General features: G+C 57.6%; 17 protein-coding genes. 4 read left to right on the top strand and 13 right to left on the bottom strand.

The window, feature by feature from the left end:
* Positions 1 to 173: 173 nt before the first annotated feature.
* The gene (locus ABJ076_RS16660) at positions 174 to 1,349 is read right to left on the bottom strand and encodes an FAD-binding oxidoreductase (RefSeq protein WP_348185359.1); all 1,176 of its coding nucleotides are present in this window, start codon (positions 1,347 to 1,349) and stop codon (positions 174 to 176) included.
* Between the two features lie 174 nt (positions 1,350 to 1,523).
* On the opposite strand from ABJ076_RS16660, the gene ABJ076_RS16655 reads away from it, so the two are divergent.
* Both ABJ076_RS16655 and ABJ076_RS16650 read left to right on the top strand, forming a co-directional pair.
* Complete coding sequence (locus ABJ076_RS16655; protein ID WP_348185356.1) at positions 1,524 to 2,981, top strand: D-aminoacylase; 1,458 nt, start codon at positions 1,524 to 1,526, stop codon at positions 2,979 to 2,981.
* A gap of 33 nt (positions 2,982 to 3,014) precedes the next feature.
* The gene (locus ABJ076_RS16650; protein WP_348185353.1) at positions 3,015 to 3,611 is read left to right on the top strand and encodes a cysteine hydrolase family protein; all 597 of its coding nucleotides are present in this window, start codon (positions 3,015 to 3,017) and stop codon (positions 3,609 to 3,611) included.
* Positions 3,612 to 3,622: 11 nt separating this feature from the next.
* Here ABJ076_RS16650 and ABJ076_RS16645 read toward each other — a convergent pair whose 3' ends face one another.
* The 12 genes from ABJ076_RS16645 to ABJ076_RS16590 form a co-directional block, all read right to left on the bottom strand.
* Complete coding sequence (locus tag ABJ076_RS16645) at positions 3,623 to 4,003, bottom strand: PilZ domain-containing protein (RefSeq protein ID WP_348185350.1); 381 nt, start codon at positions 4,001 to 4,003, stop codon at positions 3,623 to 3,625.
* Positions 4,004 to 4,182: 179 nt separating this feature from the next.
* A complete protein-coding gene (locus tag ABJ076_RS16640) occupies positions 4,183 to 5,580 on the bottom strand; it encodes an amidase (protein WP_348185348.1) in 1,398 nt (465 codons plus the stop codon).
* A 24-nt stretch (positions 5,581 to 5,604) separates the two neighbouring features.
* Complete coding sequence (locus tag ABJ076_RS16635) at positions 5,605 to 5,988, bottom strand: VOC family protein (RefSeq protein ID WP_348185346.1); 384 nt, start codon at positions 5,986 to 5,988, stop codon at positions 5,605 to 5,607.
* A 111-nt stretch (positions 5,989 to 6,099) separates the two neighbouring features.
* Positions 6,100 to 6,648 (bottom strand): DUF3299 domain-containing protein, encoded by a 549-nt coding sequence (locus tag ABJ076_RS16630; RefSeq protein WP_348185343.1) that lies wholly within the window; start codon positions 6,646 to 6,648, stop codon positions 6,100 to 6,102.
* Positions 6,649 to 6,658: 10 nt separating this feature from the next.
* Complete coding sequence (locus tag ABJ076_RS16625) at positions 6,659 to 7,915, bottom strand: ABC transporter permease (RefSeq protein ID WP_348185341.1); 1,257 nt, start codon at positions 7,913 to 7,915, stop codon at positions 6,659 to 6,661.
* Positions 7,899 to 8,636: an ATP-binding cassette domain-containing protein gene (locus tag ABJ076_RS16620; RefSeq protein ID WP_348185339.1), complete on the bottom strand. Its 738-nt coding sequence runs from the start codon at positions 8,634 to 8,636 to the stop codon at positions 7,899 to 7,901. Before ABJ076_RS16620 ends, ABJ076_RS16625 begins: the two co-directional genes overlap by 17 nt.
* Positions 8,637 to 8,641: 5 nt before the next feature.
* Positions 8,642 to 9,196 carry a DUF2796 domain-containing protein gene (locus tag ABJ076_RS16615; RefSeq protein WP_348185336.1) on the bottom strand — a complete coding sequence of 185 codons (555 nt, stop codon included), beginning with the start codon at positions 9,194 to 9,196 and terminating at the stop codon, positions 8,642 to 8,644.
* Between the two features lie 353 nt (positions 9,197 to 9,549).
* Entirely contained in the window at positions 9,550 to 10,011 is a 462-nt protein-coding gene (locus ABJ076_RS16610; protein WP_348185333.1) for a YcgN family cysteine cluster protein, read from the bottom strand.
* Positions 10,012 to 10,863, bottom strand: coding sequence for an alpha/beta hydrolase (locus ABJ076_RS16605; RefSeq protein WP_348185330.1), 852 nt, complete (start codon positions 10,861 to 10,863; stop codon positions 10,012 to 10,014).
* Positions 10,860 to 11,234, bottom strand: coding sequence for a hypothetical protein (locus ABJ076_RS16600; RefSeq protein ID WP_348185327.1), 375 nt, complete (start codon positions 11,232 to 11,234; stop codon positions 10,860 to 10,862). The genes ABJ076_RS16605 and ABJ076_RS16600 overlap by 4 nt, the downstream gene beginning before the upstream one ends.
* Positions 11,235 to 11,279: 45 nt before the next feature.
* Complete coding sequence (locus tag ABJ076_RS16595; RefSeq protein ID WP_348185325.1) at positions 11,280 to 12,032, bottom strand: SDR family NAD(P)-dependent oxidoreductase; 753 nt, start codon at positions 12,030 to 12,032, stop codon at positions 11,280 to 11,282.
* 103 nt (positions 12,033 to 12,135) lie between these two features.
* Positions 12,136 to 12,381, bottom strand: a complete 246-nt coding sequence (locus tag ABJ076_RS16590) for a hypothetical protein (RefSeq protein WP_348185322.1) — start codon at positions 12,379 to 12,381, stop codon at positions 12,136 to 12,138.
* 122 nt (positions 12,382 to 12,503) lie between these two features.
* Between ABJ076_RS16590 and ABJ076_RS16585 the strand changes: the two genes are divergently transcribed.
* Both ABJ076_RS16585 and mnmC read left to right on the top strand, forming a co-directional pair.
* Complete coding sequence (locus ABJ076_RS16585; RefSeq protein WP_348185320.1) at positions 12,504 to 12,899, top strand: cupin domain-containing protein; 396 nt, start codon at positions 12,504 to 12,506, stop codon at positions 12,897 to 12,899.
* Between the two features lie 47 nt (positions 12,900 to 12,946).
* Complete coding sequence (gene mnmC / locus ABJ076_RS16580; RefSeq protein ID WP_348185318.1) at positions 12,947 to 14,884, top strand: FAD-dependent 5-carboxymethylaminomethyl-2-thiouridine(34) oxidoreductase MnmC; 1,938 nt, start codon at positions 12,947 to 12,949, stop codon at positions 14,882 to 14,884.
* The last annotated feature ends 61 nt before the right edge of the window (positions 14,885 to 14,945 follow it).

Raw genomic sequence — 14,945 nt, 5'->3', positions numbered from 1 at the left:
GCCGGGTGTTCCGTTTAAAATCCAAGTGGAGCGCGGTTTCTAGGCGTCATATGGCTCCTTGTCAAAAGCACAAAAGAGCGTTGGGAACGATTTGCATAGTTCGGTCCTCTTTTTGCGGTCCGCAAGGAATTCCTAGTCTTTCTGTCCCGGTTCTGCAGAAATTATTTTCCCGCTCAGGATTCTGAACCTGTGAAGTAGGCTGCATCTGCAAGCGACGGGCGATCCGGAGCGAGATCGGCAATAGCGAGTCCCTCGGCTGCGACCTTATCGGGGAGGGGATTGCCTTGCGCCAGCGCGGCTGACGTCATTCCCATGGCGGCGGAAGTCTGGATGCCGTATCCGCCTTGTCCAGCAAGCCAGAAGAAGCCATCCAGATCGGGCTCGAAACCGACCACAGGGGATTTATCTTCGACGAAGGAGCGGAGGCCCGCCCAACGGCTGTGAAAGCGCCCTACCTTTAGTGTGGTGGCATTCTCGATCCGGTCGACGGCGATAGCGAGGTCGAGATCCTCAGGCTGTGCATCCGTCGGCATGGATGCGGTCTCATCTGCGGGGGAGCCAAGGAAGCGTCCGCCTTCCGGTTTGATGTACCAGTCCTCGTTCACGTTCACGACTGCGGGCAATGTATCCGGATTGATCCCTTCCGGTGGATCGAAGGTGAAGGCAGTGCGCCGTTTCGGTATAAGCCCGATCGGCTTGGCGCCGGCCATCTTACCGATCTCGTCCGCCCAAGCGCCGCCGGCATTGATGACAACGGGTGCAGTGAAGGTTCCGGCCCGTGTCTCGACCGTCCAGCCATCCGCAGTCCGGGTCAGCCCCTGGATTTCGGCGTCTGTCACGATTTCTCCGCCACTGGCGCGCATGCCGCGGATAAAGCCCCAATGGAGGGCATGGACATCCATGTCCATGTCGCTCGGATCGTAGAGGCCGCGCACGGTCTTGGCGGGATCGATAGCCGGGAATAGCTCCAGCAGGCGGGTGCCCTCGACGATCTCGATTCCGGTCGTGTTTGCCGCCAGTTCTTTATGTATGTCGGCCAGTGCATCGAGTTGATCTGCTTCGGCCAGAATCAGTGAGCCGCGAGGGGTCAGTATCGGGTCTTGGGCGAAGCCCTCCGGCGGGTTCAGAAAAAACGGCTTACCAGCACGGTTCAACGCGCGGATCGCAGCATTTCCATAGCTCTCGATATAAAGGGCAGCGGAGCGTCCGGTCGTGTGATAGCCGGGTTGGCTTTCCCGCTCCAGCAGCAGGACGGAACCATGCGGCGCAAGAAAGTAAGCGCAGGACGCGCCCGCCATACCGGCTCCAATGATGATGTAATCCGCGTGGCGGGTCGTGCTGGAAGTCATGTCGTGATCCACTTCGAGAGGGACCCAGAGCCTACGCCGTGACTTTCACCAATCTCAAGGTTTGTCCTACTTGTGCTGCTGGGCTCCGGCATAAATTCCGCCGCGGCCATTGACTTCATGCGCGCGTCCTCGTCCGATCTAGCCTGGAAATACCTAGGCTGAGGGGAACGGGTAATGGCAGAAGCAGGGTTCGATATCGTTTTGGAAGGCGGCGATATCGTCGACGGCACTGGAGCGCCGAGACGGCGTGCTGATGTCGGTATCCGGGATGAGCAGATTGCAGCCATCGGTGATCTGTCCGAATCGGACGCTGGACGACGGATTGATGTCAGCAACCGCATCGTTGCCCCGGGCTTCATCGACGTTCATACCCATGACGACCGTATGCTGCTGTGCGAGCCCGATTTCGATATGAAGGTCAGCCAGGGGGTGACGACTGTCGTCGTCGGCAATTGCGGCATCAGCCTCGCACCGCTGGTGACCGACGTGCCACCGCCGCCACTCGATCTGATCGGGGACGCTGACTGGTACAAGTTCGCCACATTCGATTCCTTCCTGAGCGCCGTCGAGCAGGCGCCGGCATCAGTGAACGCGGCTTTCCTCGTCGGCCATTCGACGCTCCGGGTCGGCATTATGGATCGCCTCGACCGGGCGGCGACCAACGAAGAAATCAAGTCCATGCGCGGTCTACTGGAAGAAGGACTGGAATCCGGTGCCGTCGGTTTCTCCACTGGCCTTTTCTACGCACCGTCGCAGAAAGCGCCGACTCAGGAGGTAATTGAACTTTCGCGCAGTCTGAAAGCTTTCGGCGCTCGCTATGTGACGCACATGCGGAACGAGTCAGATCAGGTCATCGACTCGCTTGAGGAAACCTTCTCCATCGGCCGCGAGGCGGACGTTCCGGTGATTGTTTCGCACCACAAGGTGCAGGGAAAACACAATTTTGGCCGCAGCTGCGAGACCTTGGCCTGCATCGAGAAACACATGCACCACCAGGATATCGGCCTTGATATCTATCCTTATGCGGCTTCCTCGACCGTGTTGAAGGCGGATGCAATTGCACTTGCAGAGAAGGTGAAAATCACTTGGTCGAAGGCGCGTCCGGATCTGGCGGGACGTATGCTCGATGATATTGCCAAGGAATTCAGCTGTGATGTCTTCGAGGCTGCCGAAATGCTGCAACCGGCCGGCGCGATCTATTTCAGCATGAGCGAGGAGGATGTGCAGTGCATTCTCAAGTTCGAGCATGCCATGATTGGCTCTGATGGTTTGCCCCATGACGAATTCCCGCATCCTCGGCTCTGGGGCACGTTTCCGCGCGTGCTGGGCCACTATTGCCGCGATCTCGAGTTGTTCGCGTTGGAAGAGGCGGTGCGCCGCATGACAGGACTTTCCGCCGATAAGTTTGGTCTGAAGGGGCGTGGCCGTATCGTCGAAGGTGATTTTGCCGATATCTGCGTGTTCGACGAGAAGACTGTGATCGATCGGGCCGATTTCGATAACCCCACAGCGCCGTCCGGCGGTATCGAAAGTGTGTTCGTGAATGGCCGTATGGTCTGGGGGGCAGGCGCCCACACGGGGGCACGTCCAGGCAAGGCCCTGCGCCGCGGCATGGGGCCGCTTGCTGCTTAAAGCGCTAAAGTGCGCAAACCGGAGAAAACCAAAATGAGCGATACGCCGAAAACACTTCTCCAGATGGCTGGCGTGCCCAACACGCCGCCAGCCCTCGGGGAGGCTGTTCTGTTGCTGATTGACGCCCAGAATGAATATGTCAGCGGTGCCCTGGCGTTACCGGGTGTGGCACCCGCAGCGGATGTGCTTGCCTCGGTGCTAGCGAAAGCACGGGCGGCAGGTACACCGGTCGTCCACGTCCGCCACAAGGGAAACCCTGGCGGGGCGTTCGATCCAGAGACGGACCGGTTTGACATCATCGACGCGGTGGAGCCGCACGCGGGCGAGGAAATTGTCGACAAGAAGCTGCCGAATTCCTTCGCAGGTACCAATCTTCAGGCCGTGCTTGAAGCTACAGGTCGGAAGAAGCTCATAATCGGCGGTTTCATGACCCACATGTGCGTCAGCTCAACCACCCGTGCGGCGTTGGATCTTGGCTGGAGTTCTGCGGTGATCTCTGATGGTTGCGCAACCCGTAATCTGCCGAGCCCCACGGGCGGCAAGGTCGTTGATGCCGATATGCTGCACGAAGTCAGTCTGGCGGGACTCTCGGACAGGTTCGCCATCATAGCGCCGGGTTCTGCATTTTAACGGGCGCCGGATTACTTGATGTAATGCGCTCTCATACTGTTGGCGATGGCAATCAGTTGCGGGTCACCGATGCTGTCGAATTGTACATGGACGCCGTTTTCGGTGCTGCAGACGACCCGAGCTGCCACGTTTCCGGCTTCCGGAATGTTCAGTTCAATTTCGGCGTCCGGCTTGACGGGCCAATCAGCGATGATAAAGGCGCCGCCGATTGACAGGTCCTCGATGGCGCAATCGACTTCCTTGCCGTCAATCCGGAAGATGGATATATCGCGGCGCGGCTCTCTCAGGTGGCGCCGCCGGTCTCTATCCTGTGGCAGACCGATGAGGAGACGGAGGGCCGCAAGCTCATGCAGCAGGTCGGCAACTTGGGAGGCGACAGTGTCTTCCGACATCCCCAAGTAAGCGTTCGGCCTGTCCCTGAATGCTTGAGAGGCCCTCAGAGAGGGTTTTAGTCTGGTCCGGATTCAGGTCAGGCATCTCAGCTACCTCTCACTATCGTGATTTAGGTCACTGTCCCAGTATGAGTATTCGCTTCTTTTCGCGATCTGTACAGGCTCGTGGTTGAGCGTTTTCAGCCGGCGATTGGCATTTTGAACGGACAAAGAGCTTCATAAGCAGCACTTGCCTGCAGCACTTTATCTTCCCGATATTTTTGTCCGACTATTTGCAACCCAGCAGGCAAACCCTCGCCGGTAAACCCGCATGGAACCGATGCCGCCGGATGTTGGGTCAGGTTGAACGGGTAGGAGAAAGCGGTCCATTCAGTCCAGCGTCGCATGCCCGAACCTTCCGGAACTTCAAGTCCGGCGTCGAAAGCCACGGTCGGCATTGCCGGTGTCAGCAACAAGTCATAGCGGTCCAGCAACTGATTGACTTCAAGCCCCAGTCTTTCCCTAGCCTGGATCCCATCCTGATATTCGGGGAGAGTGATTTCCAATCCTTCCAGGCAGACCTCAGCGAACCCGGGATCGAGCATCTCACGCTGTTCGGGGCTGAGGTTCCGGTAGGCATTAGCGGCACCGGTAAACCAGTGAAGTCTGAATGTTTCGGCGGAGGAGGAAAAGTCGAGATCGACTTCCTCTATGTGAGCGCCGAGTTCGGCCAGGCGTTTCACCGCCGCTGCGACCAGATCCGCAATCTCACGGTCGACTTTGGCGAAACCCAGATCAGGACTGTAAGCGATACGCATGCCCCGAACGGATTTTCCGGAGAGCTGTCTGAAATCACAGCCGTCATCGGGTGCTGTGTACCAGTCCATCACATGAGGACCACTCATGACGGTAAGCATCAAGGCTGAGTCGGCAACCGTCCGTGTCATCGGGCCTGCATGTGATACCGTGCCCATCACGCTCGCAGGATATTGCGGCACGCGACCAAAGGTCGGCTTGAGCCCGAAGATACCGGTATAGGCCGCAGGAATACGGATCGAGCCACCGCCGTCTGTCCCTTGGTTGAGCGCGCCCATGCCGAGTGCCGTCGCCACGGCCGCACCGCCGGAGGAGCCTCCTGGGGTTTTTGTCGGGTTCCAGGGATTGCGCGTAATGCCGCTGAGCGGGCTGTCTGTCACGCCTTTCCAACCATATTCCGGGGTCGTGGTCTTGCCCATAAAGACCGCGCCATGGTCGCGCAGACGGGCGACAAAGGGGGAATCCGCTATACTTCTGAAGTTGGGATCGCTGGTTCTGGAGCCGCGCCGGACCGGCCAGCCTTTAACTTCGGCCAAATCCTTGATCGTGGTCGGGACACCATCGACGATGCCTATTGGTGTGCCTGCCTTCCAGCGCTCTTCCGAGGCTTTTGCGGCCGCTAGAGTTGTGCCCTCGTCGATGTGGACAAAGGCATTGAACGTCTCGTTGTGCTTCCTGATCTCAACTAATGATGCCTTCACCACTTCGACCGGCGATATAGTTCCGGCGGCATAGGCTTGGACCAGATCGGTCGCACTCATCATTGCGAGATCGCGGCTCATAACAATACTCCTGGACTAAATTCTTTAGCGGACCGGGGAAGGCCAACTGGAATCCCTGAATTCCTGGATCTCGAAACGATAAGCACCGATCCCCCGAAAAAAGGCTGAATAGACGTTGAAGGTCTTGCTGTAGGCGGGCGGGGCATCGAAGACGACGCCCTTTGCTTTCATGCATTCGTAGAAACCGTCCACATCGTCTGACACAAAAGAGATCGTTACGGCCGGATCGTCTGCAGGAGGGCGGTTCGTACAAACGCCAAGAAAGGCGTTTGGCGCCACTTCGAAGATATGACATCGGTCATTCTGATTGAGCGCGAGGCGAAACCCGAGGGTCTTTCCGAGAAATGCGGAGGCGGACGCTAGGTCATCCGTGTAGATGAAAGACAGCATCTGGCCGATGGATGACATGGCTATTTTTCTCCCGTGGGCCGTGGCGAAGGAGAGGGGCCACGGAAAATCGAACGAAGCGGGAGTTTAGGACGCGAATTAATACATACGCAATTGGGTCATTCCGGTAATTCAGTATTCATATGGGGTGATCGCGTCAGCCTGAAGGCTGTAGCCGACTTCGGCCAAGTCCGTTTCCTCATCGAGGATACCAAGCACACCGGAGACATAAACAGGTTCGAACATCTCGCGCGGATTATAGGATTGCGCGATCCTGACAAGAATAAGCTGGTTCGGCGGCGGCGGCGGGACGTGAATGCAGGCGCCGACATAGGGCACGAGGATGAGCTCGTTCACGCCTTCGCCGCTATAATCCAGAGGAATGATATATCCTGGAATCCTGACATTGGTTCCGGCAAGCTCTCTGACAACGTCTTTCCCGACGGTGCTGTAAGCCGGAGCGGCGCGACTATGATCCGGAGCGGGTCCGATATTATCGAACAGTGACGTGCTTTTATCCGTTGGCTGAGGCGCACTGTCAAAGCCTGGAAGCAGGTCTTCCCAGAGAATATCGCGGGGCTTACCGGCGGCAAGAGCCGGATGGCGGCCTACCAGAAATGTCATGGCGGAGGCCGCCGCAATGCGCAGCGAGGCTCGGCGGCTGAATGCGAAATGTTTCATAGCGCTCTCCTCATTGCCGGACAGTCATACCATCAGCCAGGGACATCCGGTAGGCGCCGACGGCGGGCACAAGTCCAGAAAGAATACCACCGCAAGCGAAGCCGCCCAAAATCAAAAGCTCTTTCGCGGAGGGTAACGAGAAAGGCAGGAAGAGCCCATAGGCTTTGTCGACAATCGGGCCAGCGATAGCGAGTCCAGCAAGAAACAGGAAGGTTCCGAAAAGAGCACCTGCGAGAGCAAGGGTTCCAGCTTCCAGGACCATCAGACACCCAACTATTGAAGGTCCCGCGCCTGCGGCTCTCAGGATTGCCATCTCCCGTCGCCGTTCCGAAAGACTGGACAGGATTGCCGCCACCATGCCGATCATGGCTGTGAGCACCACCATACCTGAAATTCCGGCCAACGCCGACTCAGCGACGCCGATCAGGGACCAAAGCTCCTGCAGCGCAACTCCGGGCAGGACTGCGAGCAAGGGTTCTTCCGGATACTCGTTGATCCGGCGCTGCAGACGGAAGGTCTTCAGCTTAGATGTCACACCGACCAACACCGCTGTGATGCTCTTCGGTGTCAGATTCATAGTCCGGACCACATCGGCACCAGTGGATTGGCCCGGCTTGCGTGCGCCGCTTTGCCAATCGACATGGATCGCTTCTATTGCTTTCAGACTTACATGGACCGTGCGGTCAACTGGCGTGCCTGTTTTGTTGAGGATACCGGCGACACGGAACGGCATGTCTTCATGTTTCGTGAAACCGACTGCACCGAGACCGTGCGCCACGACAATCGGATCCCCGACCTTGTAGCCGAGATTCGCAGCCACGTCGGCGCCAAGTACGGCATCGAAAAGATCGTCGAAACGTTCACCCTCGGAGAAGGTAAGCGGGGCATTACCGCGAAACTTGTAATGATCGAAATAAGCGCCGGTCGTGCCCATGACGCGGAAGCCGCGGTGACTGTCACCGAGCGAGATAGGTACAGTCCAGGCTACTTCCGGCTGGTCGGCGATGTCGCGGTAGCTCTCCCAGGTAATGTTGTTCGTGGCATTGCCGATCCGGAACACCGAATAGAGCAATAATTGAACGCTGCCGCTGCGCGCGCCGACGATAAGATCGGTTCCGGCGATGGTGTTCGCGAAGCTCGCCCGGGCGCCTGTTCTGATCCGCTCCACACCAAGGAAGAGGGCGATACTGATGGCGAGCGCGAGAATGGTCAGCAGCGCCGTTGAACGCCGGTTCGCCAGTGATTGAAGGCTAAGACGCAGCAGCATCGGGTATTTCCTCGTGACGCTGTATGTCCGTCAAGCGAACCACGCGGTCGAACCAGCCAGCCAATCGTTCGTCGTGGCTGACCATCAGAAGCGATGATCCGCTTCGGTCCAGTTGTTTGAAAACCAGATCGAGAAAGGCTTTCTGGGATTCTCCGTCGAGAGCAGAGGTCGGCTCGTCTGCAATCACGAGTTCCGGGTCGCCGATCAATGCCCTGGCAGCGGCTACACGTTGCTGCTGACCTGAACTGAGCAGAGATGCGGGTTGCCCCGTCTGGATGTTTTCCGGCAGGCCGAGTGCGCTCAGGAGCCGTGCAGCCGCAGCCTCGGCTGTTTCCTGTTCCCGGACCCGGCGGCTTCGGTGCGGGGCGAAACTGAGGCCGATGCGGACATTGTCGAGGGCTGACGCATAGGGCAGCAGGTTGAACATCTGAAAAATGACGCCGAGATGTTCCGCCCGGAAGCGGTCGCGTTGCGCCGAAGAGAGGTTGGTCAGATCTGTTCCGAGAATTTCTATCCGGCCTTCCTGTGGTTGGGAGATCCCGGAAATCAGGCCGAGCAGAGTAGATTTTCCGCCTCCGGACGGGCCGAGCAGCAAAACCCGCTCGGCCCTTTCAATTCTGAACTGGTCTAGTCCGAACCGGAACGCGCTGCCTGGCCATTGGAACGCAATGTGTTCCAGAAGGACAGTTGGTGTTTCCGATGGTTCGGAGGGCTCGGTCATGGTGCTCAGTTCAGTGTCAGTGCCGGTTCGTCAGGGCTTACCTCAAACTGGAACTGACCTTTTGGCGAGACAATTTGAACTTCTAGCTCCTCGCTGTTCGGAAACTGTTTGAAGAAAGGAAAGGAAAATCCGGAGATCTTGGCAGTGTCCTCGCACGAGAAATGATAGCTCACATGGAATTCCATATGTTCTTCGTCATGCTCTGCTTCAGATGATTTTTTATCGTGGTCATGGTCATGATCTTCTTCCTCATGGAAATGGGTTTCCTTGAGGGCACAACCGGCTTCGCCGACGACACTGAACAAAGCATCACCTTCGGTGAGTTTGGCTTTTCCGGCATCGAATGCCTTGTGCTGTGCGTCCGTCTCCGGTGCATGCTCGAAGCCGACAATGTCCATGCCCGGGATTTCAATTTCCATTTCAACCTCAGCACCCGCTATGGCTATGGTGAGTTGGCCATGGCCATGTTCGTGTGCATCTGCTTGGCGCGTTTCACTGGCTGTAGCCAGGGTGCTCGTCGCGGTTAACGTAACTGCGAAGAGAAGGGGAAGTCGGATCATTTTCGAAGCTCCTGGGAGGGAAGACCGGGATTTAGAACAAATGTTATAACGTTACATTTTCTGCTATGGATCAACCGTTTTCTTCACGCTTCAATCCTGAGGTTGGATTTTGATTTGTGCTCCATCTCTGGGTGTGCAATCACCGCTAAGCCATTGCTGAACCATACTTTCCTTGCAGGCAGTCCAGGGGCGGTCGACGCCACCGCCAATTTCTTCCTGATAGATCGTTGCAAACACGACGACCAAGAGAATTGCGGCTAGGATCCACATATTCCGACTCATGACTTTGCTCCTCCGTTCGGCTTCAGATGGGAACCTTCTGATGTCGAGAAAAGGGTTAACGCTGCATTTTCCTATTCGACCCACTCGACAATATGGTCCAGTAGTTTTTCATCCGGCACAAACTCCTCGGACACAGCCCGGCCACGGACAGAGATACCTGCGGCATGAACCATGTCTGGATCGCCACAGACAAGATAATGCCAGTGCGGCAGATCCCGTCCTTCTTTGACAAGCCGATAGGCACAGGTCGAGGGCATCCAGATAAGGTCTTCCAGCACGCCCGGAGTCAGTATGACGCAATCGGGAACCTTCGCTTTGCGGTTTGGGTAATCTCCGCATCGGCATGAATGACAGTCAAGCAGGGTACAGGCGACATCGGTGTAGTGCAGCTCGTCTGTCACGTCGTCGATCAGCTTGACGAGGCAGCACTTGCCACAACCATCGCAAAGGGCTTCCCACTGCTCCGGATTCATTTGTTCCAGCGGGGTGGTTTTCCAGTACGGCGTCTCTGCCTCGTGTTGATCCGGAGCCATTCAGTCCTTGTCCGCAATTTTCGCCAGCACCGGGAGGATATGCTCTCGGAAGGCCGCCGGATTCTCCGACATGGGGAAGTGCCCCATATCGGCCATGATGATTGCTTCTGCACCTGGAATACGCTCTGCGGTACGCAGCGTGTCTTCCGGCGTGCAGGAGTAATCATATTCTCCGGTCATGAGATAGACGGGACAGTGCCCCGTGTCGATGGTGCTGCTCTCCTGGGCATAGTCGCTGTCAGTGCGGTAGAAGTGCATGTCGCCCTTAAAGACCTCCGGCCCGCCCTGATAATAATGCCAGAGAGTCTCCCAGCGGAATTCATTCGGGCTTTGCGGAGCAACGAGGCCGGAAACCAGAGCGGCACAGAAATCGCCGCGCAGGAACTCCGGGCTTTCAAGCCAGCTGTTATCGTACCAGGGCGAGGGGCTGTCGGAACCCTCAAGCCCAATGACACCGCGGAGGGCTTTGCCCTGTTCCAGAGCCAGCCGGACCACGACCCGTCCGCCCATGGAGCAGCCCATGACCACCGGACGTTCCAGCGCCATCGCCTGTGAAAAAGCGTCTATTACCGCCACGTAGAACTGGTCGGTCAGCTTGTATTCCTCGCCTTCCCAGCCGACGGGTGGGTTCGATTTTCCGTGCCAGGGAAGATCAAAGGCAATAACCCGAAATCTGTCCGTCACAGCCTCGTCGCACATCAAGTGCCTGTATTGGCTGGAATGGGCGCCGGCGGTATGGAGGCAGAGCAGAGGGATACCGCTGCCTGCCTCTTCGAAGTAGATCCGATAGGACCGTCCCTCGATATCCAGATTGATATAGCGTCCTGTGATCGGCTCGATACGCGCGGTCATTCTCCTGCCTCCTGGCGGAGGGTACGCGGCAGAGCCAGCAATTCCTTCACATAGCGAAGGTTGTGCAGCAGGGGCGCCGTGTTTCCTTCAAGGCTGGCATGACCGTAGCGGGTCATAGCAAATAGATCCTGATAACCAGGGGGGGGTATGTCCGAGCAAAACACGTCCCAGACATCCTTTGGTGCCCGGATGGCGAAATCCCAGCTCCGCATCTTGAACGGCCCAGTGTCGACCGCGGTTACGTGACCGTTCTCGACCGTGACATGATAGGGCGTGTCGCCGACCTCGATCAGGAACCGGGCATGCATGTAACGGCCGATCCGCTGCAGATCAGGTCGTGCGGCGACGGCATCTTTCAGGCATTCGTACACGGAAAATTTCCTTCTTCGGGAGAGCCTGCTCAGACGAACATGAGATCAGTAGACGGTGCGACCACCGGAAACATCGAAACAGGCGCCGGTACTAAAGCTGCACTCTTCGGAGAGCAGCCAGCACACCATGGAGGCGCATTCCTCTGCTGTTCCGAGACGCTTCAGCGGGCTTTTCGAGATCATGACCTCCACATGTTCGGGATCCATCCGGTCCACCATCTCTGTCTCGAGTGCGGCAGGGGCAACCGAATTGACCAGCACGCCGGTGCCCGCAAGCTCCTTGCCCATGGATTTGGTCAGGGCGATGACCCCGGCCTTTGCCGCGCTGTAAGCGGGCGCATTAGGGGTGCCCTCCTTGCCAGCGAGCGACGCGATATTCACGATCCGGCCGTATCCTCGGCCGACCATGCCTGGGGCGACGGTCTTGGAGCAGAGAAATACACCCGTAAGGTCAACATTCAGCACGCGTTGCCAGTCGGCGAGAGTATAGTCGATTGTGGAGACGGTCGGGCCCGCAATGCCAGCACTGTTTACCAATAGATCGATCGGCCCAAGAGCGCCCGTTGCCGAGGCATGGGCGACGCAGACGTCTGATTCGGAAGAGACGTCGACCGCAGTGGTGATCAGTCCATCCGGAGCACCGAGCGCTTCGGCAGCGGCAGCGAGGGCATCAGCGTCCTGATCCCAAAGGGTGACTTTTCCACCGTTTTCCAGAATCCGTATCGCGACGGCGAGACCGATACCCTTTGCGCCACCCGTCACAATCGCTGAGCGGCCGCTGAATTCCCCATCCTTCAAGGCGTTTCTCCCCAACGCATTCTGTAACTGGGCTCTTAACGGCCACTTGTTACCTGATTCCGAATCTTATTTTGGCACTGATCGCTACTTAGAGGCCCAATCGCTATTTTGGGGAAAGCGTAAATTCTCCCTCGCGAATGCGGTCCGGCCATTCGGCGACCATGTCCGCGACAGCTTGCTCACCATAGTTCTCGATCATATCCGTCAAGGCAGCAAAGATAGCGGACGAGGCGACCATTTCCGGGGCGCAACCGTTATCGACCGCTTCATCCCAGGCTTCGAGGATGAGTTTCAGGGCGATGCGTTTCTGTTCATCATCTGGCAAAACGCCCGCATCTGAGTCCGACATGTTTCTCTCCAGAAAGTATTCGGTTCCAGCTCCGTTTTGAGTGCCTCGCATTGTTTTAGTGTTGCTTGAGGCTGGAGCCTGCCGAAAGCTAGACTGAAACGATAAGCAGTGGGAGGAAAAACATGTCTGAACCTCATGACTTCTTGCATCACGTTGGCGACGAGCATCCATTCGTTGCGCGTGGTCTGAGAAACTATTTCGAGTATCGCGATCTGGGAATCGAGGGCGCATCGAAAGGCGATGTCGTCTCGCACGTCATCCGTGCCCGGGAAGGTCATAACGCTACTGGCGCCTGGCATGTGCATGATTGCAAGTTCCAGATGTTTTATGTGCTGAAGGGATGGGCCCGCTTCGAGTATGAGGGGCAGGGTGTGCACACCATGAAGGCTGGCGATTGCGTGATGCAACCGCCGATGATCAAGCACCGGGAGATTGAACATTCGGCGGATCTTGAACTTATCGAAGTGGTCTCTCCGGCCAATTTCAAAACCTACGAGGTCGACGGGCCCGAAGCCTGACGCCAATGGTCTGACACATGCCTGATCGGTCGATTCCGGAGGATCCAATGTCGGCGGACATGGCCTGGAAAGAAGGCGATTCTCCTTTTTCCGGCCGCTTCGGAGACGTCTATTTCTCGGCGGACGACGGGCTTGCGGAGAGTCGCCACGTCTTCCTGAAGGGAAACGGGTTGCCATTAGCATGGGCCGGGAGAAGTGATTTCACCATCGCGGAAACCGGCTTCGGGACGGGGCTGAATTTTTGTGCGGTAGTACAGCTTTGGCTGGAAATCCGGCCGCGGGGCGGGTTGCTACACTATGTCAGTGTTGAAGGTTATCCGCTAAGTGCCGACGAGTGTTTCCGAGCGCTTGCACGCTGGCCTGAACTGGGGGCAATCGCGGGTGCTTTGAGGCAGCGCTATCCAAAGCCCGTACCTGGAATGCACCGTATTCATTTCCAGGAATGGGGCGTTGTCCTGACGTTGGCCATCGGTGAGGTGGGGGCGATGCTATCCGGCCTGCATGGGCGCATTGATGCCTGGTTCCTTGATGGATTTGCCCCCTCCAAAAACCCGGAAATGTGGCGTGATGAGGTCCTGTCCGAAGTTGCAAGGCTAGCGGTTCCGGGCGGCAGCCTCGCCACCTTCACTGCGGCCGGGGCTGTCAGGAGAAGTCTTGCGACACTTGGATTCGAGATCTGCAAGGTGCCTGGATTCGGGCGGAAAAGAGAAATGGTCGTCGCTCGAAAGTTGCCTAGTTTACCGGACAGCAGGGCGTCTTTGTCAGCGCGGGCAGTGACGGTTCGCGAGCGGTCGCGGCTGGATCGGGTTGCTATTGTCGGCGGGGGCATCGCGGGCGCGTCTCTGGTAAGAGCCTTGCGGCGGCGCGGTATTGACCCGGTGTTATACGACGGAGCTGGGCAATGTGCGGGCGCATCCGGCAATGCTTTCGCACTCGTGACGCCACGGATGGACGCTGGAGACAGCGCTGTGGCGCGGTTTTTTGCGGCAGCCTACCGGTATGCGATTGCACAATATGATGAGGGCGCTGGTTGGGATCCGTGCGGCGTGATGGTCATGCTGGAAGATGAAGACACGCTGTTGCGGGCCAGAAAAGCCCAGGGCTTTACGTGGCAGCCGGCGGCTAGCGGCAATTTGCTTGACCGGTCACAGGCCAGCCAGGAAGCGGGGATAGAGTTGGGGTGTCCGGGGCTGTTCTATCGGTCTGCGGGACTTTTGCAACCCACGCGCCTGATCCGTGACTGGATCGGCTCAACGACGATTATTGAAACCGATATCGACCGCGTCTTGCGAACCGCGCGAGGATATTCATTATTGGATTCAAATGGAGGTCAAGCGGGGGAGGCGGATGTAGTCTTTCTTGCTGCTGGGGATGGCAACCGGCGCTTTGCAGAAACGCACTGGATTCCGCTTACGCCTGTGCGCGGGCAGGTTTCCGAGGCCCCGGCGACGGGTGCCGGCCGTGCTTTGAAATGCGCTCTGTCCTGGAGTGGATATCTTTCTCCGGTCCGGGATGGTCGCCATATGCTCGGTGCGACCAACGATAGAACCAACAGAATTGGAGGCGATTGGGGCTGGGCAGTTCTTGAGGAAGACCATCGCCATAACCACGGAAATATGCCGGAGTCCCTCGCGCATCTCGTGGACAAGCCTGATGCCGCATGGTCCGGGCGGGCTCGGTTGCGGTCGGCCACCCCTGATCGCGTTCCCCTGTTCGGTGCTGTTCCGGATGTCGCCAGTTTGGCTGACGCTTTCCGCAGGCCGGCGGGCCGGGGCTATGTAACATTTCCGGAGGGCGATCTACTTATCCTTGGAGGGCTGGGCTCACGCGGCTTTGTTACCGCACCACTTGCGGCCGAATTACTCGTAGCTCGTTTATTAGGTGAAGTCTGGCCAGTGGAGCAGTCTTTAGGAATCACCGGCGACCCAGCCCGGTTCGCGAGCAGAGCTCACCGGCATTCTCGGATTGACGAATTTCTAGGCTAACGTGTCAGACGAAAATAGTAACTTAACTATTAAAAAAGGAGTTTCTGTAAATCTCATGGCT

The organism is Nisaea sp., assembly GCF_039990255.1.
Classification (GTDB): domain Bacteria; phylum Pseudomonadota; class Alphaproteobacteria; order Thalassobaculales; family Thalassobaculaceae; genus Nisaea.
The sequence above is the reverse complement of the archived record's forward strand: the minus strand, read 5'-3'. Positions and strand labels throughout refer to the sequence as shown.

Coding starts and splice junctions, on each gene's coding strand:
- ABJ076_RS16615 (WP_348185336.1), bottom strand. CDS start 9,196: ATGATCCGACTTCCCCTTCTCTTCGCAGTTACGTTAACCGCGACGAGC.
- ABJ076_RS16585 (WP_348185320.1), top strand. CDS start 12,504: ATGTCTGAACCTCATGACTTCTTGCATCACGTTGGCGACGAGCATCCA.
- ABJ076_RS16590 (WP_348185322.1), bottom strand. CDS start 12,381: ATGTCGGACTCAGATGCGGGCGTTTTGCCAGATGATGAACAGAAACGC.
- ABJ076_RS16630 (WP_348185343.1), bottom strand. CDS start 6,648: ATGAAACATTTCGCATTCAGCCGCCGAGCCTCGCTGCGCATTGCGGCG.
- ABJ076_RS16645 (WP_348185350.1), bottom strand. CDS start 4,003: ATGTCGGAAGACACTGTCGCCTCCCAAGTTGCCGACCTGCTGCATGAG.
- ABJ076_RS16650 (WP_348185353.1), top strand. CDS start 3,015: ATGAGCGATACGCCGAAAACACTTCTCCAGATGGCTGGCGTGCCCAAC.
- ABJ076_RS16605 (WP_348185330.1), bottom strand. CDS start 10,863: ATGACCGCGCGTATCGAGCCGATCACAGGACGCTATATCAATCTGGAT.
- ABJ076_RS16625 (WP_348185341.1), bottom strand. CDS start 7,915: ATGCTGCTGCGTCTTAGCCTTCAATCACTGGCGAACCGGCGTTCAACG.
- ABJ076_RS16655 (WP_348185356.1), top strand. CDS start 1,524: ATGGCAGAAGCAGGGTTCGATATCGTTTTGGAAGGCGGCGATATCGTC.
- ABJ076_RS16610 (WP_348185333.1), bottom strand. CDS start 10,011: ATGGCTCCGGATCAACACGAGGCAGAGACGCCGTACTGGAAAACCACC.
- ABJ076_RS16640 (WP_348185348.1), bottom strand. CDS start 5,580: ATGAGCCGCGATCTCGCAATGATGAGTGCGACCGATCTGGTCCAAGCC.
- ABJ076_RS16660 (WP_348185359.1), bottom strand. CDS start 1,349: ATGACTTCCAGCACGACCCGCCACGCGGATTACATCATCATTGGAGCC.
- mnmC (WP_348185318.1), top strand. CDS start 12,947: ATGTCGGCGGACATGGCCTGGAAAGAAGGCGATTCTCCTTTTTCCGGC.
- ABJ076_RS16620 (WP_348185339.1), bottom strand. CDS start 8,636: ATGACCGAGCCCTCCGAACCATCGGAAACACCAACTGTCCTTCTGGAA.
- ABJ076_RS16635 (WP_348185346.1), bottom strand. CDS start 5,988: ATGTCATCCATCGGCCAGATGCTGTCTTTCATCTACACGGATGACCTA.